Below are 20,653 nucleotides of genomic sequence, written 5' to 3' on the forward strand. Positions count from 1 at the left end.
TCCGACAGGCTGTGCTTACGACAGGCTGTGCGCAGACCGCACAGTGGTGCTCAGCGCGAAAGGTATTGGTCTCGCGAGTCGGGGTCAACTCCTTTGGCTGACAATATTGTTGACACTCGCTCGACGGAGGCGACGATGTCCGAAGCAGAGCGCGCCCCTCACTTCGTCCGTTCCCTGGAGCGCGGCCTCGCCGTGATCCGGGCCTTCGACGCCGACCACCCGGAGCTGAGCCTGAGCGAGGTGGCCCGGACCTGCGGACTGACCCGCGCGGCGGCCCGCCGCTTCCTGCTGACCCTGGCCGACCTCGGATACGTCCGCGCCGACGGCCGCACCTACCGGCTCACCCCGCGCGTCCTGGAGCTCGGCTACTCCTATCTGTCGAGCTTCTCCCTGGCCCAGCTGGCGGAACCGCATCTGGAGCAACTCGTCGACAGGACAAGGGAGTCGTCGTCCCTGTGCGTGCTCGACGGCGACGACATCGTGTACGTCGCGAGGGTGCCCGCGCGCCGCATCATGACCGCGGCGATCACCGTGGGCACCCGCTTCCCGGCGTACGTCACCTCGGTGGGCCGGGTCATGCTCGCGGGCCTGCCGGGCGACGAGATGGAAGTACGGCTGGAGAGCGCGCAGTTGGTCCCGCTCACCGCCCGCACGATCGTCACCGCCGACCTCCTGCGCGCCGAACTGGAACGGGTGCGCAGACAGGGATACGCCCTCGTCGACCAGGAGTTGGAAGAGGGGCTGCGCTCGATCGCCGCCCCGGTGCGGGGCCGGGACGGCGAGGTGGTGGCGGCGGTCAACATCCCCGTCCAGGCGGGCCGTACGACCCTCGCGGCGGTGCGGCGGGACCTGCTGCCGGCATTGCTGGAGACCGTGGCCGGCATCGAGGCCGATCTCCGGGTTGCTACAGGTCCAGCACGAGCTTCCTCCCGCGGCACCGGGACACACAGATCATCATCGTCTCCCCGGCCTCCCGCTCCTCGTCGGTGAGCACCGAGTCCCGGTGGTCCGGGGTGCCTTCGAGGACGTCGGTCTCACAGGTGCCGCAGGTGCCCTCGGTGCAGGAGAACAGCACCTCCACGCCCGAGGCGCGCACGGCGTCGAGCACGGACACGTCCGCGGGGACGGTCAGGCTCTTCCCGCTCTGCGCCAGCTCGACCTCGAACTCCGTGTTGGCGCCCACCGGTTGCTCCTTCGGCGCGAACCGCTCCACGTGCAGCAGCCCGGCCGGGCAGCGCGCCTCCACCGCGTCAAGAAGCGCACCGGGCCCGCAGCAGTAGACGAGCGTGCCCTCGGGAACGCCGTCCAGCACGGACGCGAGGTCCAGCAGACCCGTCTCGTCCTGCGGGGCGACGGTGACGCGATCGCCGTAACGGCTCAACTCCTCGGTGAAGGCCATGGAGTCGCGTGACCGGCCGCCGTACAGCAGCGTCCACTGCGCGCCCTCGGCCTCCGCCGCCGCGAGCATCGGCAGGATCGGTGTGATGCCGATGCCGCCCGCGATGAACCGGTAGCGCGGCGCGGGCCGCAGGGCGAAGTGGTTGCGCGGACCGCGCACCCGGACCTTGTCGCCCTGCTCCAACTGCTCGTGCACATGGGCGGATCCACCGCGCCCGGCCGGCTCACGAAGTACGGCGATCCGCCATCCCGAACGGTCGGCGGGGTCGCCGCACAGCGAGTACTGCCGCTCCAGACCGGGCCCGAGCAGCACGTCGATGTGGGCGCCGGGCTCCCAGGCCGGGAGCTGTTCGCCCAGCGGGTGGCGCAGGGTGAGGGCGAGCACGCCGTCGGCAGCCGAGTCCCGGCGGTCGACGACGAGTTCGGCTTCGTACGCGTCACTCATGAGCTGTTTCCTCGCGACTGGTGTTCCGGGGGCTCTTGCGGGGAGTGCCCGTTCGGGTGCGCGAGCATCCACTCCCACATCTCGATCGGGTCCTGCGAGGTGTGTTCGCGTCCGCAGTGACAGGTGCCGTGCAGGGTGTCGGTGCCGGGCAGCCAGTCGATGCGGTAGATCTCCCCGGTGGCTCCGGCAGTCACAGGACCTTCTCCACGGGCTTGTCGCCCTCCTCGACGAGCCGGGCGAGGATCCGGCGGGCGGCGAGGCCACCGGTGTCGATGTTGATGCTCAGTTCCTGGTAGCCGGTGCGCTCGGAACCCAGCGTCCGCTGCAGCAGGTTGAGCGCGTCGACGTCCTGCATGACGACGGTGTGGTTGTTGCCCCGCAGGAACTCGGTGACCTCGGCGTCCTCGGTCGCCCAGTCGCGCGAGACCATCCAGAAGTCGTACACCTTGCCGTCGGCGGACGGCGTGATGGCGTACGTGATCTCGGTGTGGAAGCCGTTCGGGTCGCTGCCGTCGGCCTCGGGGAGCACGCCGACCGGGGCTATCCGGCTGTGCAGCAGATACAGGCAGGGGGCGTGGTACTCGATGTCCTGCCAGCGTGTGATCCGGCCCTCGATGCCGGTGGACCGGGCGTAGAACGGCGGGCACTCGGCGTCGTCCATGTGCCGGCTCACCCGGACGATCCCGGCGCCCTCGTCGACCTCGGTGGTGATCGGCGTCTCGGCGACCTCGGGGGTGCCGATGTAACCGCCGTGCAGATAGGTCTCGTGGGACAGGTCGAGGAGGTTGTCGACCAGCAGCCCGTAGTCGGCGTCGATCGGCTCCATGCCGCGGACGGTGACCCAGCCGGGGGAGTCGAGGTGCCGGGCCCGCGGGATGGTGTCGGCGTCGGCGAGCGCCGGGTCGCCGATCCACACCCAGACCAGGGAGTCCAGTTCGGCGACGGGGTAGGAGGCGACGCGCGCGGTGCGCGGTACGCGCTTCTGGCCGGGGACGTACACACAGGTGCCGGACTTGTCGTAGGTGAACCCGTGGTACCCGCACACGAGCCGGTCGCCGTCGAGCCGGCTGGGCTTCTCGTGCAGCGGGAACCTGCGGTGCACACAGCGGTCGGCGAGCGCGACGGGCGTCCCGTCCTCCTCGCTGCGATAGAAGACGAGGGGCTCACCGAGGATCGTCCGGCCGAGCAACTCCTCGCGCCCGACCTCGTGGCTGTAGGCGGCGACGTACCACTGGTTCCTGGCGAATGCGGTGGTGTGCGGCATGGTGGCGGGTTCCCGTCTCTGTGGCGTGGTGACATCGTCCGCAGAGGCTTCGCGAGGCCGCAACACTGCTTCCGCCTCGCGGAAGCGGACTTCGAAATCGCCTGCTCATAGGGGCTGTTGGCGCGCAGGAGCAGGTTGCGGGCACGGTGAAGGCACCAGCCCCGGTCAATGGCGTCGATCGCGCCGTGTGCGGACTGTGGCGGTGGACCGCCCTCGACGGCCTCACCTCCTGTCCGAGCGGCGTCACTTTGCAGGAAGGTGAGCCTGCAGCTATCGTCATACTCAACAATGCGACTAGGTGCCTAGTTGTTTAGCGGTGGCGGTGCCACTTCCATCAGCAGCGTTGAGGAGAGGCGGTCGGCCCCGTGTCGAGCAGTGGGTATCTGCGCTATGTCGCCCTGGGTGACAGTCATACCGAGGGGCTCGGGGACGGCGACGACGTCCGTGGTCTTCGGGGCTGGGCGGACCGGCTCGCCGAGCAGGTCGCCCGCCACAGCCCCGGCCTGCTCTACGCCAACCTCGCGGTGCGCGGCCGTAAGGCCGGTCAGGTGCGCGCCGAGCAGCTGGCTCCGGCTCTCGCGATGCGGCCCGACCTCGCCACCGTGGTGGCCGGGGTCAACGACGTGCTGCGCCCGGGGTGCGACCTCGACGAGGTGGCCGGCCATGTCGAGGCGATGTTCGCCGCCCTCACGGCGCAGGGCGCCACCGTCGCGACCCTCATGTTTCCCGATGTCGGGCGTATCACGCCGTTGGCCCGCCCGATCGGTCACCGTGTTCTCGCACTCAACGCGCGCATCCGGGAGGCCGCCGACCGCCACGGCGTGGTGGTGGCGGAGACGGCCGCGCACGCGGCGGCGACCGATCCGCGGTTGTGGAGTGCTGACCGGCTGCACGCCGGCCCGCTGGGGCACGCGCGCATCGCGGCTGCCGTGGCCCAGGCGCTCGGTCTGCCGGGCAGCGACGGCAAGTGGGCTCTTCCCCTTCCGGCCGAGGGGACGGACATCTCTGTCTGGAGGACCGTGGGCGCCGAAGTGCGCTGGGCCGGCACCTTCCTCGGCCCCTGGCTCGGCCGCCGCCTGCGTGGCCGCTCCTCCGGCGACGGCCGTCAGGCCAAGCGGCCGGCCCTGCTTCCGGTGGCCGCGTCCACCGGGGACACCTCCTCAGCCGTATGAGGCTCCGCCCGCGACGACGCCGGCGGCTCCCGCTGCTGCACTTCTCTCTTCCTCGTACCGGAGCTGGAAATGAGTAACGCCCACCCCTTCCGCGTCCTGCGCGCGAAGCGTCTGTGGACCGTCAACGGCGTCATCGTGGGCTTCGTGGCACTGCTGTTCACGGTGTTCTACGTCGGCGCCAACATCGACCCTGCCGGTCACCTGCACAAGCTGCCCGTCGGCCTGGTCAGCGCCGATGAGGGGGCGAAGGTCGGTGGCAAGCAGACCGACCTCGGTGCACAGATCACCCAGTCGATCAAGAAGTCGTCCCAGGGCGGAGACAAGATCGACTGGAAGGTGATGGACGAGGAGGAGATGAGGGAGGAACTGGGCAAGGGCAAGCTGTTCGGCGCGCTCGTCGTGCCCCGCGACTTCACCTCCACCGTCGCCGCCCTCACGAGCCCCGGGGTGGCCGGCAAGCCCGTCCGCCCGACACTCACCGTGCTGACCAACCAGTCCGCCGGCAGCGTGGGGTCGGGCATGGCGCGGCAGGCCACGACGACGGCCGCGCAGTCGGCCTCCGCGCAGGTGGGTGAACAGCTGACCGCTCAGGCCGAGGCCGCGCAGGCCCAACTGCCCGCTGCGGCGCGCCTGCTGCTGGCCGACCCGGCCGTGGTGCAGATCGAGGACGGACATCCGCTCGACTCGCACAGCGGCCTCGGTCTGAGTGCCTTCTACTACTCCCTCGTCCTCGTCGTCTGCGGCATGCTCGCCGCCAACGTCATCAGCGGCCAGGTGGACCACGCCCTCGGCTACACCCACAGCGACATGGGCCCGCTGCGGGTCCACAACCCGCTGCTGCGCGCGACTCGCGTCCAGGCCCTGGCCATCAGCAGCACGCTCATGATCGGTCTGTCCCTGCTCATGGGCAGTCTGGCCCTGGCCGGAGCGGTGGGCATCATGGGCATGGACGCCTCTCACCTGCCCCTGCTGTGGCTCTTTTCCGTGTGCACGATCGCGGTCGTCGGCATCGGCGGGCTCGGACTGCTCGCCGTGTTGGGCACACCGGGGATGCTGTTCATCACGATCTTCTACATCGCCATGGCGGTACCGACGTCCGGCGCCACGGTCCCCCTCCAAGCCCTCCCCGGTTTCTACCGCGCCCTCGGCGAGTTCGAGCCCCTGCGCCAGATCACGGGCGCCGTCCGCTCCATCCTCTACTACGACGCCCAGGGCGACGCGGGTCTGACCCGGGGCTGGGTGATGCTGGGCGTGGGACTCGCGGTCGCCGGCCTCTTCGGCTTCGGCATGACCCGCTTCTACGACCGCAAGGGACTCCATCGCATTCCCGCCGACGAGGAACCGCAGCCGCTTCTCGCCCGGGCATAGTCCGACTACCGGTGAGGGGTGGAGTCGGGCACGACCACCCCACCCCTCTTCTGGACCGCTCGTGCAGATGGGATCGTCGCGGTCAGCCGTCGGCCCGCAGTGCCGCTGTGCGCTGTTCGAGCCTGCGCAGCGCCATGTCCCCCCACTGGAGGTTCTCCCGCTCGAACGACATGCCGCGCAGCAGGGTGAGATACGGGCCGATGCGCTCGGCCTCGGCGAAGTACGCCTCTTCAGAGCGCCCGTCGAGCAGGCGCTGCCGGAGCCGCTCGTAGCCGGCCAGCTTGGCGGTGGCCCACTCCATGCGCTCCGCGATGGCAGTCCGGACCGCTTCCATGTCGCCCACGTCCACGCACTGCACCTTGACAAGCAGCTCGTCCCGGACCACCGCCGGTTTGCCCAAGGGCTCGGCGGTGTAGGCGTGGACGGCCTTTTGCCCGGCCTCCGTCAAGGAGAACAGCCGCTTGTTGGGGCGGCGTTTCTGCTCGACGACGCGGGCCGTGACGAGTCCTTCGGCCTCCATGCGCTCCAGCTCCCGGTAGAGCTGCTGGGGCGTCGACATCCAGAAGTTGGCGACCGTCGCATCGAACGCCTTCGCGAGGTCGTACCCGGACGCCTCGCCCTTCAACAGCGCGGCCATCACCGCGTTCCGCAAAGCCATGGATCCACGCTAACAGATTAATCAACAACGTGACTAATAGTCATCGATCCCCTGTAGGCAAGCCATAACAGATTCTCTATTCTCTACCGCACCTATTAACATTGTTGAGTATCAGAGGTGGGCTCATGCATCCCTTCCGCAAGGCCGTCGAGAGCCGCGACCTGGACGCCGTGGCCGCCCTGCTGGCCGACGACGTCGTCTTCACCAGCCCCGTCACCTTCAAGCCGTACCCGGGCAAGGCGATCACCGCCGCGATCCTGCGCGGCGTGCTCCGGGTCTTCGAGGACTTCACCTACATCCGTGAGATCGCCAACCCCGACGGCCGCGATCACGCCTTCGTCTTCACCGCCACCGTCGCCGGCAAGCAACTCCAGGGATGCGACTTCCTGCACTTCGACGATGACGGGAAGATCGACGAGTTCACGGTGATGGTGCGCCCGCTCTCCGCCGCCCAGGCGCTCGGCGAGGCCATGGGCGCCCAGTTCGAGCAGATCGCCCGAGAGGCCGCCGAACAGTAACCACGACGACGGTCGCCTACGGCGGGCTGGAACCGGTGGCGCGGCTGGCCGAAGGGCAGGCTCTTCGACACCTGGTGCTACCACGCCGCGTTCACCGACTCCCCGCTCGCCTTGAGGGATGCCGAGCGTGATCACCGTCGGCACGCTGTCGTCGGGCAGGTGATCGCCGATGTCAAGAACAGCGGCTCTGCCCACGCGCAGTCCGGTCATTCCCAGGCCAATCCCGCGTGGCTCGCCGCCTGCCCGGCGTTCGGCCTCGCGGGCCTGACAGCGGCGGGTGCGGGAGACGGGGCCGAGTCCGGCCGTACCGCACGCGGCTGGAGCGGGGGTGGTCGGCAGACGTTTCCGGAACAGGGCAACCTCCAACGGTACCCAGGTTGTTGACGGCATGGAGGCGATGGCACCGCGATCGTGCGGGGTCGTCTGCCCTGTGTCCGAATGCCGAGCGACCGAAGGCTGCGTCCATGCCCTCCCACCGATCTGATGCGTCACCTCGCCGACGCGGGCCGCGCGCGCCGCTGACCGTGGCGGTGATCGCAGCCACGGTGGCCGCCCTGCTGCTGGCCGTCGTCCATTTCCTGGGAGGTCCGTCGACGGCGGAGACAGGCGGGTCGGCCTCTCCGGCGGTGAGCGGGCCGGCCGGGTCCGGGACGAGCGAGCCGGGCCTGTCCGGGGAGAGCAAAGCGGTGTACTCGTACCAGAAGGCCGTGCGGGAGAGCGTCTGGGTCGGCACCGGACTCGACTCGGACGGCGACGGGAAGGAGGACCGGGTCGCCGTCGACATCGTGCGTCCGGGCGAACCCGCGGCGAAGGGCCGCAAGATCCCGGTCATCATGGAGGCCAGCCCCTACTACTCGTGCTGCGGCCGCGGAAACGAGAGCCAGAAGAAGACGTACGACGCCAAGGGCCGTTTGATCCGGATGCCGCTGTTCTACGACAACTACTTCGTGCCCCGCGGCTATGCCTTCGTCGCCGTCGACCTCCCCGGCACCGGCCGCTCCGACGGCTGTACCGACGCTGGTGGACGTATCGACGTGCAGTCCGCCAAGGCCGTCATCGACTGGCTGAACGGACGTGCCCACGCCTACACCACCCGTACCGGATCCCAGCGTGCCGCCGCGTCCTGGACCAATGGGGCCACCGGCATGATCGGAAAGAGCTGGGACGGCTCCGTCGCCAACGGCGTCGCCGCCACCGGTGTACGCGGGCTGAAGACGATCGTCCCGATCAGCTCCATCTCCTCCTGGTACGACGCCTACTTCTCCCAGGGGGTCCAACTGGTCGGCAGCGCCCCGACCCCCGGCACGCTGATCCGCACGGTCGAGACCGACGGCACCGGCGCCCGCTGCGCCGCCGTGAACAAGCCGCTGGGCGACCAGGCGGCCCGGTCCGGCGACTGGTCGCCGATCTGGAGCGAACGGGACTACGTGGCCGCCGCGGACAAGGTCAGGGCGAGTGTCTTCGTCGTGCACGGTCTGCAGGACCTCGCCGTTCGTCCCAAGGAGTTCGGCCAGTGGTGGGACGCCCTCGCCAAAGCCGGGGTGCACCGGAAGATCTGGCTCAGCCAGACCGGGCACGTCGACCCCTTCGACTACCGTCGCGCGCAGTGGGTGGACACGCTGCACCGCTGGTTCGACCACGAACTCCTCGGCTACGACAACGGAATCGACCGCGCGCCGATGGCTGACGTGGAGCGCACCCCCGACCACTGGACCACGGACACCGTCTGGCCACCCAAGGCAGCCGCGTCCGTGACGCTGAGCCCCGGCAGGGGCGCGAAAGAAGGCGTGGGCACCCTCGGCACGTCACCCGGCACGGGGACCGCGACCTTCACCGACGACCAGGGCCACAGCGAACTCGACTGGGCCGAGCAGGCCGCCACCTCGACCCCGGACAAGGCCGGCTTCCTCACCCAGCCGCTCGACAAGGCCCTGCACCTGACGGGTTCACCCGAGCTGACCGTCACCGCGACCCCGACGACGCCCACGGCCAGCCTGTCGGCCGTCCTCGTCGACATCGGACCGGCGACCATCCGGCAGTACGGCTCCGGTGGCCTGGGCATCACCACGCTCGCCGGCCGGACCTGCTGGGGCGCGAGCACCACCGCGGACAGCGCCTGCTACAAGAAGACGGAGGCCGACACCACGCACGTCACCTCCACCGTCTTCAGCCGGGGCTGGGCCGCCCTGGGAACCTGTGCCGACGCCCACAAGGTCGCGGCGCTGACGCCCGGCAAGCCCTGCACTCTGACTCTCGACCTCGCGGCCACCGACCACGTCGTCCCGGCAGGACACCGACTCGCCCTGATCATCGCGGGGACCGACCGCGGCTTCGCCCAGCGGGCCGCCGACCGGCCGACGATCACCCTCGACCTGGCCCGCACCTCCCTGCGGGCAGCGGCTGTCGGCGGCTCCAAGGCCCTCACGGCGGCGCTAGGTTGATGGCGACCGGACAGTTCACTGCGCCCGAGCAGGCAACCGTTCGGCCCCGCCGTGTGGTTGACGGGGTGCGGGAGGGACGACGAGGGCAGGGGCGCGACGGAGTGAACCAATCGGCGGCGGACGGCGAGCCGGGATTCGAGGACTTCGTCGCCACCCGCGGGGACCGCCTGTACCGGGCCGCATGGCTCCTGACGGGCGACGCGCACGCGGCGGAGGATCTTTTGCAGACGGTTCTGGCCCGGGTGTGGCCCAAGTGGTCGCGCATTGCGGGGGACAACCCGGAGGCGTACACGCGCCGGGCGCTGGTCAACACCTACGCGACCTGGTGGCGACGGCGCTGGCGGGGCGAGACACCCACGCGGGACCTCCCGGAGGTCTCCCCGGCCCGGGACGTCTTCGCCGACATCGATCTGGAGCAGTCGCTGGCCTCCGTGATCCGTCAACTGCCGCCACGGCAGCGGGCGGTGGTGGTACTGCGCTACTTCGAGGACCTGAGTGTGGAGGAGACCGCCCAGGTGCTGGGCTGCCGTCCCGGCACGGTCAAGAGCCAGGCCGCCAAGGCACTTCGGCTCCTGCGCCACCAGCTCACGCCGTCACATCTCCTGGAAGTCGGTGAACAGCCGTGACGCGTCCGGAAGAAGAGACGGCACAGGGGCCGGAAGAGGAACTGCTGCGTCTGATGCTGGCCGAGGCCACTCCGGCGGGCTCGAATCCCCGGCGGGTCCAGGAGATCCGGCAGCGGGTGACGGCGTACCGGCGCCGCCGTCGTATCTGGCTGGCGGGCGCCACCACCGCAGTCGTCGTCGCGGCGGTCGGCGTGGTGGTGCAGACCTGGCCCTCCTCCCCGCCTCCGGAGCGAACTGCGGCAGCACCGCCGGCATCCTGGGCGCCGCCCGGGTTCACCGACATCCCGCGGGCCGGTCTCTCCCGGGAGCCGAGTCGGGGGTGGCAGGTCGTCCTGCCGGCGGGCGCCCGTTCAGGGGCCCGGGCCATCGTTTCGTTCAGTCCGGTTTCCCGGTCCCCGTTGACCCCTCTCAGCGCGGGCGCGGTGCTGGTGTTCTACGTCCGCAGCGATGCCACCGACGCGCGCATGACGGTGCGTCAGGTGAACCCGGTCGACGACTGGTGCGATCGGGCGGGAGGGAACCGGCAACTGGTCGCCGTCCGGCCGCGGGCCGACGACGGGGGAGAGACACGGGGCGGCTACGCCTGCCTCAACGACGCCTCGCGGGCAGTGATCGACCAGGCGAGCGAGATGCTCACCCGGACGTCCGCCACCGCGGTGGGCGCGAGCAGGAACTGAGTGCGGCCGGCAGCGGTGGCAGTGCAGACAACGGCTCACGTGTGTGCAATCTCCAGTTGAAAGACGGATGTTGGTTGGTGCGGTGGGTGGGGGGCGCACGTGGGCGGCGGACTGGTGGTGGGGCGCGTGCTGCGCGGCTGTGCCGGGAATGGCGCTGTGATTGCGCCGGTAGCTGACCGGCATGCCCGACACGACGAGCGACGTGCAGGTCTGGGCCCCTCACGGCCGCGTCCTCTCGCCACGAGCAGGGTCGTGAGAGTTGCTGCGGCTTGGCAAGGTGCCGCTACCGCACGGCTTCGGCCAGCCGTTCGATCTCGGCGAGATCGTCGATGGTCGGGTCGAAGAACAGTTCGTGGACGCCCCCGGTCCTGCGGCCGGTCATGTGGACCCCAATGGCCACGAGTCCAACACCCGTGGCCCGGCGCAACAATGACGGTTTCGGTATCGCGGAGTGATCCGACTGCTCGGGCGGGCGCACGGTGGGCAACGCACTAATCCGCCGGAAGTGCTCCGGACCGCATGGAGTCGGGGATCTCCGACGCGCTCACGTGCTTGGCCGTCACGCTCTTGGCCGTACGGACGAACGCATCTCGTGTCGCAGCCGGGATGTCCGGCCCCCAGGTCAGCACCAGCTGCGTCGACGGCACATCCGTCACCGGAACCGCCACGACGGCGGGTCCGATCCGGTCGGTCGCGCTCGCCCCCACCAGCACGATCAATTCGCCCATCGCGACCTGGTCGATGATCTCGTCGAGCGTGACCTCCGGCCACTCCGGCCGGAACAGCCCCTCCGACGCGAGATCGGCAGACGAAATAGCCGATTTCGCTGCGAGGAAATGATCCAGCGGCAGCAGCGCGACGGTCCGCTCCTGGGCGAGCTCGGTGAATTCCAGTCCCTCAAGGCCCTCGTGACCGCATGTCAGCGCGATGTCCGCCGAACCGTTGCGCACGAAGTCGACCTGGTCCCGGGTGAACACGACTTCGACGTCGGCAGCACCGGGCCGGCGGCGGTAGGAGCGCAGCACACGTGCCAGCAGCCCGGACCCCGTACCCTGCAGCGCGGCTACCGTCAGTCGGTGCGGGTGACCGCTGCGTCGGGCGCGCGACACCGCCGTGTCCAGCGCGGTCAGCGCCTTCCGGCTCCCGGCCAGGAAAACCGCGCCGGCCGCCGTGAGACCGACACGACGGCTGGTGCGCTCGAACAGTTGAACACCCATGCGGCGTTCCAGCCTGCCGATCGCCCTCGACAGCGGTGGCTGCGCGATCCCGAGCCGCTCCGCGGCCCGCCCGAAGTGCAGTTCCTCGGCGACCGCGACAAAGTACTCGAGTTCACGCGTCTCCACCCGGTCCATACCCGCAGGGTAACAATCAGGTGCTCTGGTAAAGACTCGGCACATGCTGGGTCCAGAGCGTGGCGGCCGGAACGTGGATCCCTCAGCCGAAGGGGCCCAGTTGGGTGGCGCCGCCGTCGACGACCAGCTCGAAGCCCGTGATGTAGCTGCTCTGCTCCGATGCGAGGAACAGGATCGCGTCGGCCTGTTCCTCCGGCCGTCCCCATCGGCCCACTGGGACCTTCGTCGAGAGGGTCTCCATGAACGCGCGCTTGGTGGCCTCCTCGACCCCGCTCCCGATCCCGGGAGTGTCCGTGGTGCCCGGTGCCACCACGTTGACCCGGATCTTCCGTCCCTTGAGTTCGTTCGCCCAGCCCCGGGCGAACGAACGGACCGCGGCCTTGGACGCGCTGTAGACGCTGTAGCCCTCCGGCCCGGTGCTCCCCGACACCGAACCGACCAGCACGATCGAGGCACCGTCGGTGAGCAGCGGCAGAGCCTTCTTGACCGTGTTCAGCGTGCTCTTGACGTTGGTGTTGAAGACAGTGTCGAACATGTCGTCGGTGACGTCTTCGAGCTTGGCGAATACGGAGGTCCCGGCGTTCGCGACCAGCACGTCGATCCGGCGGCCGTCGCCCCGCACGGTGTCGTACAGCCGGTCGAGGTCCGCGGGATTCGACACATCGCCCTGGACGGCGATCGCGCCCACCTTCGCCGCGGCGGCTTCCAGCTCCTGCTGTCTGCGGCCGGTCACGTAGACCACCGCGCCCTCTTCGACCAACCGCTGCGCCGTGGCGAGTCCGACACCCGAACTGCCGCCGGTGATGACCGCGACCTTGTTGCTGAACCTGTTCATGACTCCGAGTCCAACACTGCTGACCTGGGAGAACAATGACGCTTTCGGTATCGCAGCGGTACCCGGAGGGTATCGGTCACGCGTGGTGGTGCCGGGCGCACCCGCCGGACGAGACCCTGCTTTCGAGGCGTAGAGCGAACAGTGCAACCGCCATGGTGGCGAGTACGGCCGCGCCGTTCAGCCGGGCCTTGTGCAGGAGGCAGGTGGCGACGTCCGGCCCTCCGCCGTCGCACACGCCGCGGCCCCCGCCCGGTCCGGCGTCCTCGCCCTTCCTCGGGGGGTGCCGACCCGCCGCACGACGTCACTCCGCGCTGCGAAATACTCTCCCGATGAGTCCCCGTACATCCCCGACGCGTCAGCCGGTCACGATTCGGAGGGCCGTCGCGCGGGATGCCAAACGGCTCACGCGGCTGGTGCGCGGCTCAGGCGCCTACGAGGGCAAGTACGCGGCCGCAGTCGCGGACTACCGGGTGGGTCCCGATTACATCGAGACTCACCGCGCCTTCGTGGCCGTCGGGGTCGGCGAGCACGGCGGCCGAATCCTCGGGTTCTACTCGCTCGTCCTCGATCCGCCGGAGCTCGACCTGCTGTTCGTCGCCGACGACGTGCAAGGACGGGGTATCGGACGGCTGCTCGTCGCGCACATGCAGTCCGAGGCCCGTGCCGCCGGGATCGACCGTCTCAGGGTCGTGTCGCACGTTCCCGCCGAGGACTTCTACCACCGCGTCGGTGCCGTGCGGACCGGGACCGCGTTCGCGAACCCGCCCGCCGTGCCGTGGGACCGTCCCGAATTCGAGTTTCGCATTCCGTCCGAATGACGCGGTGAGCCGGTTGGCTGCCGTCGTGGATCAGGCAGCTCGGCCAGGACGGGCCCGGGATGAAGATCATGCCACTGGCCGGGCAGCGCGGCGGCGACTTCGTCGGCGGACACATACAGCGGGCAACCTAATTGTAAAGAACCTTGACAGTTATATGGTCTAGTCCAATTATGGTCAGCGTTCGTCCCCAGCGGTTCCGTCCTTCCGCTGTCCCCGCATGCCCTTCTCCCATGGGAGTGTCAGTGAGACGACCTGGTCACCTTCGTGCGTGGCTGTCCTGTCTGAGCGTGAGCGCTCTGTCCGCCGGACTCGTCGGAATCGGGGGAGGGGGCGCGCTCGCGGCGCCGTACTCGCCCTCGGCCTTCGGCAGGCCCCTGCCGGCCCAGGTGTCGGCGCCCTACTTCGAGACGTGGACCGGGGACAGCCCGGCCGCCCTCGCCGCCGCCTCGGGCAACAAGTACCTCACCCTGGCCTTCCTCCAGACGGCCGCGGCGGGTTCCTGCACCGCCTACTGGAACGGGCAGGCCGATCAGCCGGTCTCGAAGGCGACCTTCGGACGCGACATCGCCGCCCTCCAGGCCCGCGGCGGCAACGTCATCCCGTCCTTCGGCGGCTGGTCGGCGGACACCACCGGCACCGAACTGGCGGACAGCTGCACCAGCGTCGACGCCATCGCCCAGGTGTACAAGAGCCTCGTCACGACGTACGGCATCACCCGCATCGACCTCGACGTCGAGGGCGACTCGATCGACAACGCCGCCGGAATCGACCGCCGCAACAAGGCGATCGCCCAGGTCCAGCGCTGGGCCGAACGCACCGGTCGCACCGTGCAGTTCTCCTACACCCTGCCGACCTCCACGCACGGTCTGGAGGCCAACGGCCTCGCCGTACTGCAGAACGCCGTTGCCGACGGCGCGCGCGTGGACGTCGTCAACCTCATGACGTTCGACTACTACGACGGCGCCACCCACGACATGGCGGCCGACACGAAGACGGCCGCGACGGGACTGCACGACCAACTGGCCGCACTGTTCCCGAAGAAGAGCCCCGCGAAGCTGTGGAGCATGATCGGCGTCATCGAGATGCCCGGCATCGACGACTACGGGCCCGAGGAGACCTTCACCACCGAGGACGCGGTCGCGGTGGAGAGGTGGGCCGAGGCCAGGAAGATCAACACGCTCTCGTTCTGGGCACTCCAGCGCGACAACGGCGGCTGCCCGGGCACCGGCGGCTCCGACTCCTGTTCCGGCATCGCACAGGACACCTGGGCCTTCAGCCACGCCTTCGAGCCGTTCACGAGCGGCGGCCACCGGTAGCCGCTCGGACAGGCGGCACACCTGAGGACGACCGGCCCGGTGCGCATCACGCGCACCGGGCCGTCGTCACACCGATTTCGCTACAAGTTCCGAAATTAACGAGGGCCGGGACCGCCACGTGGCCGAAACACGCGGTTCATAGCGTCGGAGCACATCACGTCACTGACCTCCGCCCCGTGGGGCACCCCGTGTGACAGGAGTCTCCCGTGTCCTCTCTCTCCCGCCGCACCGCCCTGCGGCTGACCGCCGGTATGGCGCTCGGCGCCGCCGCCCTCCCGCTGGCCGGCTGCGGCCGCAGCGACACCGACACGGTCCCCGCGGCCGGCGCCAAGAAGGTCGACGCGTCCCCGGCCACCGGCACCGTGAACGTCTGGGCCGCCCAGGGTGACGCCGACGTGCTCGGCACCGTCGTCAAGCCCTTCAAGGCCGCCAACCCGGACCTCGTCGTGAAGACCACGCTGATACCGAACGCCGAGTACTACACCAAGCTCCAGGCGGCGATCGCGGCGGGCAAGGGACCCGACATCGCCCAGTTCTTCCCCGAGTCGCAGGCGCAGTTCCTCGACTCCTCGACCCTGCTGCCGGTGCCGGACGGCCTGGTCGAACCGGGCAGCTTCTTCAAGAGCCTCTGGGACGCCGGAGTCGTGGACGACGTGGCCTACACGGTGCCCTGGTACGCGTACACCTACGCGCTCGTCTACCGATCGGATCTGGCCAAGAAGGCGGGCGTCGAGGCGCCGACCACCTGGGCCGGCATGGAGCCGTTCCTCAAGGCCCTCCAGGGCGCCGGAGCGACCCGCGCACTCGGGGCCGACATCGGGTGGGACATCTTCAACGGCCAGGACGTCGCCATGTACGCCTGGCAGGCCGGCGGCTCCCTCGTCACCCCCGCCGGCAAGTGGAACCTGAACACACCCCAGATGGTCGACGCCCTCAAGTACAACGCGGCCTTCTTCACCGCCGGCACCGCCGACACCAGCGGCCCGACCTTCCTCGACGCACAGCCGTACTTCGTCTCCGGGAAGACGGCGAGCATGATCACCGGGCCGTGGGTCGTCGGCCAGCTCGACACCGCCGCCAAGAAGAGCGGCTGGACGTCCTCCCACGTCGCCACCGCGCCGCTGCCCGCCGGAGCGTCGAGCAGCGTCTCCTTCTCCGCGGGCGGCACCTGGGGCGTACTCGCCGACAGCGGCAACGCGGACGCCGCCTGGAAGCTCGTGCGGTATCTGGCCCAGCCGAGTGCCCAGGTCGCGCAGTTCAAGGCGTACAGCTCACTGCCGGCCGTCATCTCCGCCTGGGACGACCCGGCGATCAAGAGCCGGCCGCTCCTGGACGCCTTCTTCACCCAGCTGAAGAACACCCGGGCGTTCCCGCAGGTGAGCACGTGGCAGCAGGTCGCGACCCGGCTGGGCAAGGAGATGGAGGCCGTCGCCAAGGGCAAGGAGAGTGCGGCGAAGGCGGCCGCGAACATCCAGGCGTACGCCGAGAGCGTCGGCACCGGGTCGAAGTGATGACCACGACGCTCGTATCGGCCCCGAAAACCACGGCCGTTCCGACGGCGACGGCGCGCAGGGCGTCCCGCGCCCGGCGCACCGCGGTCGCCTGGCTGTTCCTCGCGCCCTTCGCCGTCGTCTTCCTGCTCTACACGGCCGTCCCCACGGTCGCCGCCCTCGGCCTCAGCCTCACCGACATCCGGGGCGCCGACCTGCGCACGCCGTTCGCAGTCGACTTCACCGGTCTCGAGAACTACGTACGGCTGTTCCAGGACGCGACCTTCCGGCGGGACCTCGTCAACACCGGCCTCTTCGTGGCCGTGGGCGTACCGCTGACGATGGGCACCGGGTTCGTGCTGGCCCTCGCGCTGAACTCGGGCATCCGGCGGCTGCGCGGCCTGTTCCGCACCGTCTTCTTCGCCCCCGTCGTCACCAACATCGTGGCGGCCGCGCTGATCTGGCAGTACGCCTTCCACACCGACGGCACCGTCAACAAGGTGCTCGGCGCGATCGGCCTCGCCGGACCGAACTGGCTGGACGACCCGAACCTGGCCATGCCGGTCGTCGTCCTGCTCGGCGTCTGGCGCAACTTCGGCACGGCGATGGTGCTGTTCCTCGCCGGTTTCCAGGCCATTCCCCAGGACGTGTACGAGGCCGCCGCCCTCGACGGGGCGGGCCGGCTGCGGCAGTTGCGGCACATCACCCTCCCGCTGCTGCTGCCGACCACGCTCATGGTCTCCGTCCTGCTGACCGTCTTCTACCTCCAGGTCTTCGACGAGCCCTATCTGCTCACCGGCGGCGGCCCGCTCGGCTCCACCGAGTCGGTCGCGCTCTACACCTACCGGCAGTTCGGGGCGGGGGAGTTCGGGATGTCCTCGGCGGCGTCCTTCGTGACGCTCGTGCTGGTGACGGTCGTGAGCGCCGTCCAGTTCCGGCTGCTGAGGTCCCGCACATGAACACGAACCGGATCGCCCGCCCCCTGCTGTACGCCGCCCTGGTGGTCTGTGCGCTGCTCACGACCGTGCCCTTCGCCTGGGGGGTGAGCGGCTCCCTGCGCAGCCTGGACGACATCCGCTCCGACCCCGGCGCCCTGTTTCCGCACCACCTCACCTTCGGCAACTTCACCAGGCTGTTCGAGACCCAGGGCTTCGGCACCTTCCTGGGCAACAGCATCGTCGTCGCGTCGATCGTGGTGGCAGGCAACATCGTGGCGGCGTCGGCCGCCGGCTACGCGCTCGCCAAACTCGACTTCGGGGGCAAGAGGCTCGCGTTCGGCGCGGTCATGGCCGCGCTGATGGTGCCCTTCACCGCCGTGTTCGTACCGCAGTTCGTGATCACCGTCGACGCGGGTCTCGCGGACACCCTGACCGGGATCGCCCTGCCCAGCGCGGCGCTGCCGATGTCCGTCTTCGTCATGCGCCAGTACGCGCTGTCGGTCCCCGACGAACTCCTGGAGGCGGCCCGCATAGACGGCGCGGGCGAGTTCCGGATCTTCTTCCGGATCTTCCTGCCGCTGGCCGGACCCGCCGTCGCGACCATCACGATCATGTCGTTCCTCGCCTCGTGGAACAACTTCATCTGGCCGCTGATCGTCGCCCAGAGCATGTCGACCTACACCCTGCCGGTGGGCCTCGCCGCCACCAGCCAGGCGGCGGCGCACGTCACCGACTACGGCCTGCTGCTCGCCGGAGCGGTCGTCGTGATGCTGCCGGTACTGGTCCTCTTCCTGTTCCTGCAGCGGTACTTCGTGCAGGGCATCGCGGGAACGGGCATGCGGTGACCGCGGCCGAGTCGATCCTGGACGCCCCCGCGGGCACCGTCGTGGGACGACAGGAAGCGGGCGTACGACGGTACTTGGGCATCCCGTACGCCGAAGCACCCATCGGCGAACGGCGGTTCGCCCCGCCGGTCGCGCGCGGACGTTTCGCGGAGCCCTTCGACGCCTCCCGGCACGGCGCCACCTCGCAGCGTGTGCCGCTGTTCGCCGTGACCACGATCCCCGAGCCCTCGGTGCCGGGCGACGACGTGCTGAACCTGTCCGTCACGGCACCCGCGGCGCGGATGGGGCCCTGTCCGGTGCTGGTGTGGATCCACGGCGGCGGGTTCCTGGCCGGGAGCCCCGCGAGCCCCTGGTACGACGGCAGGGCCTTCGCCCGCGACGGCGTCGTCACCGTCACCGTCGGCTACCGGCTGGGCGTCGACGGATTCGCCGTACTGGACGGCGTACCGCCCAACCTCGGGCTGCGCGACCTGCTGCTCGCGCTCGACTGGGTCCAGGAGAACATCGCCGCCTTCGGGGGCGACCCGGACCGGGTCACCGTCGCCGGCCAGTCGGCCGGGGGAGCGGCGGTGCTCGCCCTGCTCTCGTCACCGGCCGCCCGGGGCCGCTTCCACCGCGCGGTGAGCCTGTCCGGTGGGTTCTTCGACAGGGACCCGTCGGCCGAGTTCCTCGCCGGGCTCGGGCACGTTCTCGGGGTGCCGGCGACCCGCGCGGGGTTCGCCCGCCGCACACCGGAACAGTTCCAGCGGGCCGTCCTCGACCTGCGGGGCACCGAGACCCCGGTCCTCGGCCCGGTCGTCGGCGACGGCCTCCTGCCGGTACCGGTAGCGGAGGGGCTCACCGCCCACGGACACGACGTGCCGCTCCTTCTCGGTGCCACCGGCGACGAGTTCGACGGGGCGGGTCCGCCGGAGGACCGCGCGCGAGGCATCCGGGTCACGGACACCCTGTTCCGTTCCGCCTGCCCCCGCGCCGCGGCCGCCCGGCGCACGGCCCCGGCCGGCACCTGGCTGTACTCCTTCGAATGGCCCTCGCCGACCCTCGGCGGTGCCGTGCACTGCGTCGACCTGCCGTTCTTCTTCGACCTGCTCGACGCGCCCGGCGTCACCGAGGCACTCGGACCCCGCCCGCCCGCGGAGCTGGCCGACCGGATGCACGCCGATCTCGTCGCCTTCGTCCGCGGCGGAACACCGGCCTGGGAGAAGGCGACCGGCGCGCTCGGCGACCCGGCCCGCGAATACGGCCGCCCCGGCGCGCCCCTCGCGGCCGACACCCGCGGCGGGTACGACCCCGTGACCGGGACGGAGCCGACGCCATGCTGATGTCGGGGATGAACCAGAGTGCCGTACGACGGGTCAACACCGCAGTCGTCCTGCGGGCGTTGGCGGTGTCCGCCGGTCCCAGGAAGCTGACCGAGCTCGCCGCGCAGACGGGCCTGTCCCGTCGTACCGTCGAAAGCGTCCTGGACTCACTGGTCGAGGCCGGCTGGGTCGCGGAACTGGACCGGGTGCCGATCGTCGGCTCGGCCGGACGCCCGGCCCGGCGCTACGAACTGCGCTCCGAACACGCCCTGTTGGCCGCCGTACGCATCACCACCGTCGACGTCAGCGCGGTCGTTGCCGATGTGCGCGGACACATACTCGGCCGGGCGCACCGGCCGCTGCGCGCCTACCAGGACCCGCGGACCACGCTCGACGACGCCGCCGAACTCGTCCTGCGGGCCCTCGACGACGCCGGTGGTTCGGTGGACCGACTGCGCGCCGGGGCGATCGCGGCGGGCGGTGCCATCGACGACGAGGGAGTCGTGCGGCGCCTGGTGTACACCACACGATGGGCAGGAGTGCATCTGCCCGAGGAGTTCGCGCGGCGCGTGCCGGTGCCCTGGTTCGCCGACAACGACACCAACCTCGGTGCGCTGGCCGAGCGTTGGCGGGGGGTGGCGGGCGACCACGACAACGTCGTGTGGGCCATGCTCGGCAACCGGGCGGGCCTGGGCATCCTCATCCGGGGCGCCGTGCACCGCGGTCTGGACGGTGCCGCGGGCGAGATCGTCGAGGCACCGTCGCTGCTGGCCGGCTCGCTGGACGACCGGCCCGTCGCCGCCCTCACCTCACCGCTGCCCGCCCGACGCGCCCTCGCACGAGCCCGGTTCGACGCGGCCAGAGCCGGTGACACCGACGCGCTCACCGAGGTCGACGAGTTCGTGGAGCACATCGCGTCGATCCTCACCACCCTGTCCTGGACGGTCGCCCCGTCGCTCATCGTCCTCGGCGGCGGACTGGAGGACGCCGCCGACGTCCTGCTGCCCCGGGTCAGGGCCGCGCTGCGGCACGCCCGCACCCCGGCGGTCGAACTCCGCGCGACCGCGCTCGGCCACGAAGGCCCGCTCGTCGGCGCGGTGAAGCTGGCCCTGGACCGCATGGACACCGAGCTGTTCGGCCCGCTCGTGCTGAGCACGTGACCCCCCACAACCCCTCCTGATGGAGCCTCAC

Annotated in this window: 20 protein-coding genes; 14 read left to right on the forward strand and 6 right to left on the reverse strand. The window is 70.3% G+C overall.

Annotated features, from left to right (window positions below; all coding sequences use genetic code 11):
• Nucleotides 1-135: 135 nt before the first annotated feature.
• Nucleotides 136-990, forward strand: a complete 855-nt coding sequence (locus tag ACFYRX_RS21095) for an IclR family transcriptional regulator C-terminal domain-containing protein (RefSeq protein WP_389101736.1) — start codon at nt 136-138, stop codon at nt 988-990.
• On the opposite strand, the gene ACFYRX_RS21100 is transcribed toward ACFYRX_RS21095, so the two are convergent.
• Genes ACFYRX_RS21100 through ACFYRX_RS21110 form a run of 3 tightly spaced genes read right to left on the reverse strand, consistent with a single transcriptional unit; the run spans nt 905 to nt 3,107 of the window.
• Nucleotides 905-1,843 (reverse strand): PDR/VanB family oxidoreductase, encoded by a 939-nt coding sequence (locus tag ACFYRX_RS21100; protein ID WP_389101738.1) that lies wholly within the window; start codon nt 1,841-1,843, stop codon nt 905-907. The two genes, ACFYRX_RS21095 and ACFYRX_RS21100, sit on opposite strands and share 86 nt — an antisense overlap.
• A complete protein-coding gene (locus ACFYRX_RS21105) occupies nt 1,840-2,037 on the reverse strand; it encodes a hypothetical protein (RefSeq protein WP_389101740.1) in 198 nt (65 codons plus the stop codon). The genes ACFYRX_RS21100 and ACFYRX_RS21105 overlap by 4 nt, the downstream gene beginning before the upstream one ends.
• Nucleotides 2,034-3,107, reverse strand: coding sequence for a Rieske 2Fe-2S domain-containing protein (locus ACFYRX_RS21110; RefSeq protein WP_389101742.1), 1,074 nt, complete (start codon nt 3,105-3,107; stop codon nt 2,034-2,036). The genes ACFYRX_RS21105 and ACFYRX_RS21110 overlap by 4 nt, the downstream gene beginning before the upstream one ends.
• A 365-nt stretch (nt 3,108-3,472) precedes the next feature.
• Between ACFYRX_RS21110 and ACFYRX_RS21115 the strand changes: the two genes are divergently transcribed.
• Together ACFYRX_RS21115 and ACFYRX_RS21120 are read left to right on the forward strand one after the other, a co-directional pair.
• Nucleotides 3,473-4,279, forward strand: a complete 807-nt coding sequence (locus tag ACFYRX_RS21115) for an SGNH/GDSL hydrolase family protein (protein ID WP_389101743.1) — start codon at nt 3,473-3,475, stop codon at nt 4,277-4,279.
• A 69-nt stretch (nt 4,280-4,348) separates the two neighbouring features.
• Nucleotides 4,349-5,647, forward strand: coding sequence for a DUF3533 domain-containing protein (locus ACFYRX_RS21120; RefSeq protein WP_389101745.1), 1,299 nt, complete (start codon nt 4,349-4,351; stop codon nt 5,645-5,647).
• Between the two features lie 82 nt (nt 5,648-5,729).
• Here the strand turns inward: ACFYRX_RS21120 and ACFYRX_RS21125 are convergent, their stop codons facing one another.
• Nucleotides 5,730-6,305 (reverse strand): PadR family transcriptional regulator, encoded by a 576-nt coding sequence (locus tag ACFYRX_RS21125; protein WP_389101747.1) that lies wholly within the window; start codon nt 6,303-6,305, stop codon nt 5,730-5,732.
• A gap of 125 nt (nt 6,306-6,430) precedes the next feature.
• Here ACFYRX_RS21125 and ACFYRX_RS21130 point away from each other — a divergent pair, with 125 nt between their 5' ends.
• The 4 genes from ACFYRX_RS21130 (at nt 6,431) to ACFYRX_RS21145 (ending at nt 10,567) form a co-directional block, all read left to right on the forward strand.
• Nucleotides 6,431-6,823, forward strand: coding sequence for a nuclear transport factor 2 family protein (locus tag ACFYRX_RS21130; RefSeq protein WP_306985059.1), 393 nt, complete (start codon nt 6,431-6,433; stop codon nt 6,821-6,823).
• Between the two features lie 464 nt (nt 6,824-7,287).
• A complete protein-coding gene (locus ACFYRX_RS21135) occupies nt 7,288-9,264 on the forward strand; it encodes a Xaa-Pro dipeptidyl-peptidase (protein ID WP_389101749.1) in 1,977 nt (658 codons plus the stop codon).
• 101 nt (nt 9,265-9,365) lie between these two features.
• Nucleotides 9,366-9,890 carry a SigE family RNA polymerase sigma factor gene (locus ACFYRX_RS21140; RefSeq protein WP_328747096.1) on the forward strand — a complete coding sequence of 175 codons (525 nt, stop codon included), beginning with the start codon at nt 9,366-9,368 and terminating at the stop codon, nt 9,888-9,890.
• Complete coding sequence (locus ACFYRX_RS21145; protein WP_389101751.1) at nt 9,887-10,567, forward strand: hypothetical protein; 681 nt, start codon at nt 9,887-9,889, stop codon at nt 10,565-10,567. The genes ACFYRX_RS21140 and ACFYRX_RS21145 overlap by 4 nt, the downstream gene beginning before the upstream one ends.
• Nucleotides 10,568-11,058: 491 nt before the next feature.
• Here ACFYRX_RS21145 and ACFYRX_RS21150 read toward each other — a convergent pair whose 3' ends face one another.
• Both ACFYRX_RS21150 and ACFYRX_RS21155 read right to left on the reverse strand, forming a co-directional pair.
• On the reverse strand, nt 11,059-11,919 hold the full coding sequence (locus ACFYRX_RS21150) for a LysR family transcriptional regulator (protein ID WP_389101753.1): 861 nt from the start codon (nt 11,917-11,919) through the stop codon (nt 11,059-11,061).
• 82 nt (nt 11,920-12,001) lie between these two features.
• Nucleotides 12,002-12,754: an SDR family NAD(P)-dependent oxidoreductase gene (locus ACFYRX_RS21155; protein WP_389101755.1), complete on the reverse strand. Its 753-nt coding sequence runs from the start codon at nt 12,752-12,754 to the stop codon at nt 12,002-12,004.
• 329 nt (nt 12,755-13,083) lie between these two features.
• On the opposite strand from ACFYRX_RS21155, the gene ACFYRX_RS21160 reads away from it, so the two are divergent.
• From ACFYRX_RS21160 to ACFYRX_RS21190, 7 genes are all read left to right on the forward strand, one after another.
• A complete protein-coding gene (locus ACFYRX_RS21160; protein WP_389101758.1) occupies nt 13,084-13,572 on the forward strand; it encodes a GNAT family N-acetyltransferase in 489 nt (162 codons plus the stop codon).
• Between the two features lie 287 nt (nt 13,573-13,859).
• Complete coding sequence (locus tag ACFYRX_RS21165; RefSeq protein ID WP_389101760.1) at nt 13,860-14,888, forward strand: chitinase; 1,029 nt, start codon at nt 13,860-13,862, stop codon at nt 14,886-14,888.
• Between the two features lie 206 nt (nt 14,889-15,094).
• Nucleotides 15,095-16,399, forward strand: coding sequence for an extracellular solute-binding protein (locus tag ACFYRX_RS21170; RefSeq protein WP_389101763.1), 1,305 nt, complete (start codon nt 15,095-15,097; stop codon nt 16,397-16,399).
• Nucleotides 16,399-17,337: a carbohydrate ABC transporter permease gene (locus tag ACFYRX_RS21175; RefSeq protein ID WP_389101766.1), complete on the forward strand. Its 939-nt coding sequence runs from the start codon at nt 16,399-16,401 to the stop codon at nt 17,335-17,337. Before ACFYRX_RS21170 ends, ACFYRX_RS21175 begins: the two co-directional genes overlap by 1 nt.
• Entirely contained in the window at nt 17,334-18,161 is an 828-nt protein-coding gene (locus tag ACFYRX_RS21180) for a carbohydrate ABC transporter permease (RefSeq protein ID WP_389101769.1), read from the forward strand. Before ACFYRX_RS21175 ends, ACFYRX_RS21180 begins: the two co-directional genes overlap by 4 nt.
• Nucleotides 18,158-19,483, forward strand: coding sequence for a carboxylesterase family protein (locus ACFYRX_RS21185; RefSeq protein WP_389101772.1), 1,326 nt, complete (start codon nt 18,158-18,160; stop codon nt 19,481-19,483). The genes ACFYRX_RS21180 and ACFYRX_RS21185 overlap by 4 nt, the downstream gene beginning before the upstream one ends.
• On the forward strand, nt 19,477-20,622 hold the full coding sequence (locus ACFYRX_RS21190; RefSeq protein ID WP_389101774.1) for an ROK family protein: 1,146 nt from the start codon (nt 19,477-19,479) through the stop codon (nt 20,620-20,622). Before ACFYRX_RS21185 ends, ACFYRX_RS21190 begins: the two co-directional genes overlap by 7 nt.
• The last annotated feature ends 31 nt before the right edge of the window (nt 20,623-20,653 follow it).

The sequence above is a fragment of the Streptomyces sp. NPDC005374 genome (genome assembly GCF_042872225.1).
Classification (GTDB): domain Bacteria; phylum Actinomycetota; class Actinomycetes; order Streptomycetales; family Streptomycetaceae; genus Streptomyces.

Coding starts and splice junctions, on each gene's coding strand:
- ACFYRX_RS21095 (WP_389101736.1), top strand. CDS start 136: ATGTCCGAAGCAGAGCGCGCCCCTCACTTCGTCCGTTCCCTGGAGCGC.
- ACFYRX_RS21100 (WP_389101738.1), bottom strand. CDS start 1,843: ATGAGTGACGCGTACGAAGCCGAACTCGTCGTCGACCGCCGGGACTCG.
- ACFYRX_RS21110 (WP_389101742.1), bottom strand. CDS start 3,107: ATGCCGCACACCACCGCATTCGCCAGGAACCAGTGGTACGTCGCCGCC.
- ACFYRX_RS21120 (WP_389101745.1), top strand. CDS start 4,349: ATGAGTAACGCCCACCCCTTCCGCGTCCTGCGCGCGAAGCGTCTGTGG.
- ACFYRX_RS21125 (WP_389101747.1), bottom strand. CDS start 6,305: ATGGCTTTGCGGAACGCGGTGATGGCCGCGCTGTTGAAGGGCGAGGCG.
- ACFYRX_RS21130 (WP_306985059.1), top strand. CDS start 6,431: ATGCATCCCTTCCGCAAGGCCGTCGAGAGCCGCGACCTGGACGCCGTG.
- ACFYRX_RS21135 (WP_389101749.1), top strand. CDS start 7,288: ATGCCCTCCCACCGATCTGATGCGTCACCTCGCCGACGCGGGCCGCGC.
- ACFYRX_RS21150 (WP_389101753.1), bottom strand. CDS start 11,919: ATGGACCGGGTGGAGACGCGTGAACTCGAGTACTTTGTCGCGGTCGCC.
- ACFYRX_RS21155 (WP_389101755.1), bottom strand. CDS start 12,754: ATGAACAGGTTCAGCAACAAGGTCGCGGTCATCACCGGCGGCAGTTCG.
- ACFYRX_RS21160 (WP_389101758.1), top strand. CDS start 13,084: ATGAGTCCCCGTACATCCCCGACGCGTCAGCCGGTCACGATTCGGAGG.
- ACFYRX_RS21175 (WP_389101766.1), top strand. CDS start 16,399: ATGACCACGACGCTCGTATCGGCCCCGAAAACCACGGCCGTTCCGACG.
- ACFYRX_RS21180 (WP_389101769.1), top strand. CDS start 17,334: ATGAACACGAACCGGATCGCCCGCCCCCTGCTGTACGCCGCCCTGGTG.
- ACFYRX_RS21190 (WP_389101774.1), top strand. CDS start 19,477: ATGCTGATGTCGGGGATGAACCAGAGTGCCGTACGACGGGTCAACACC.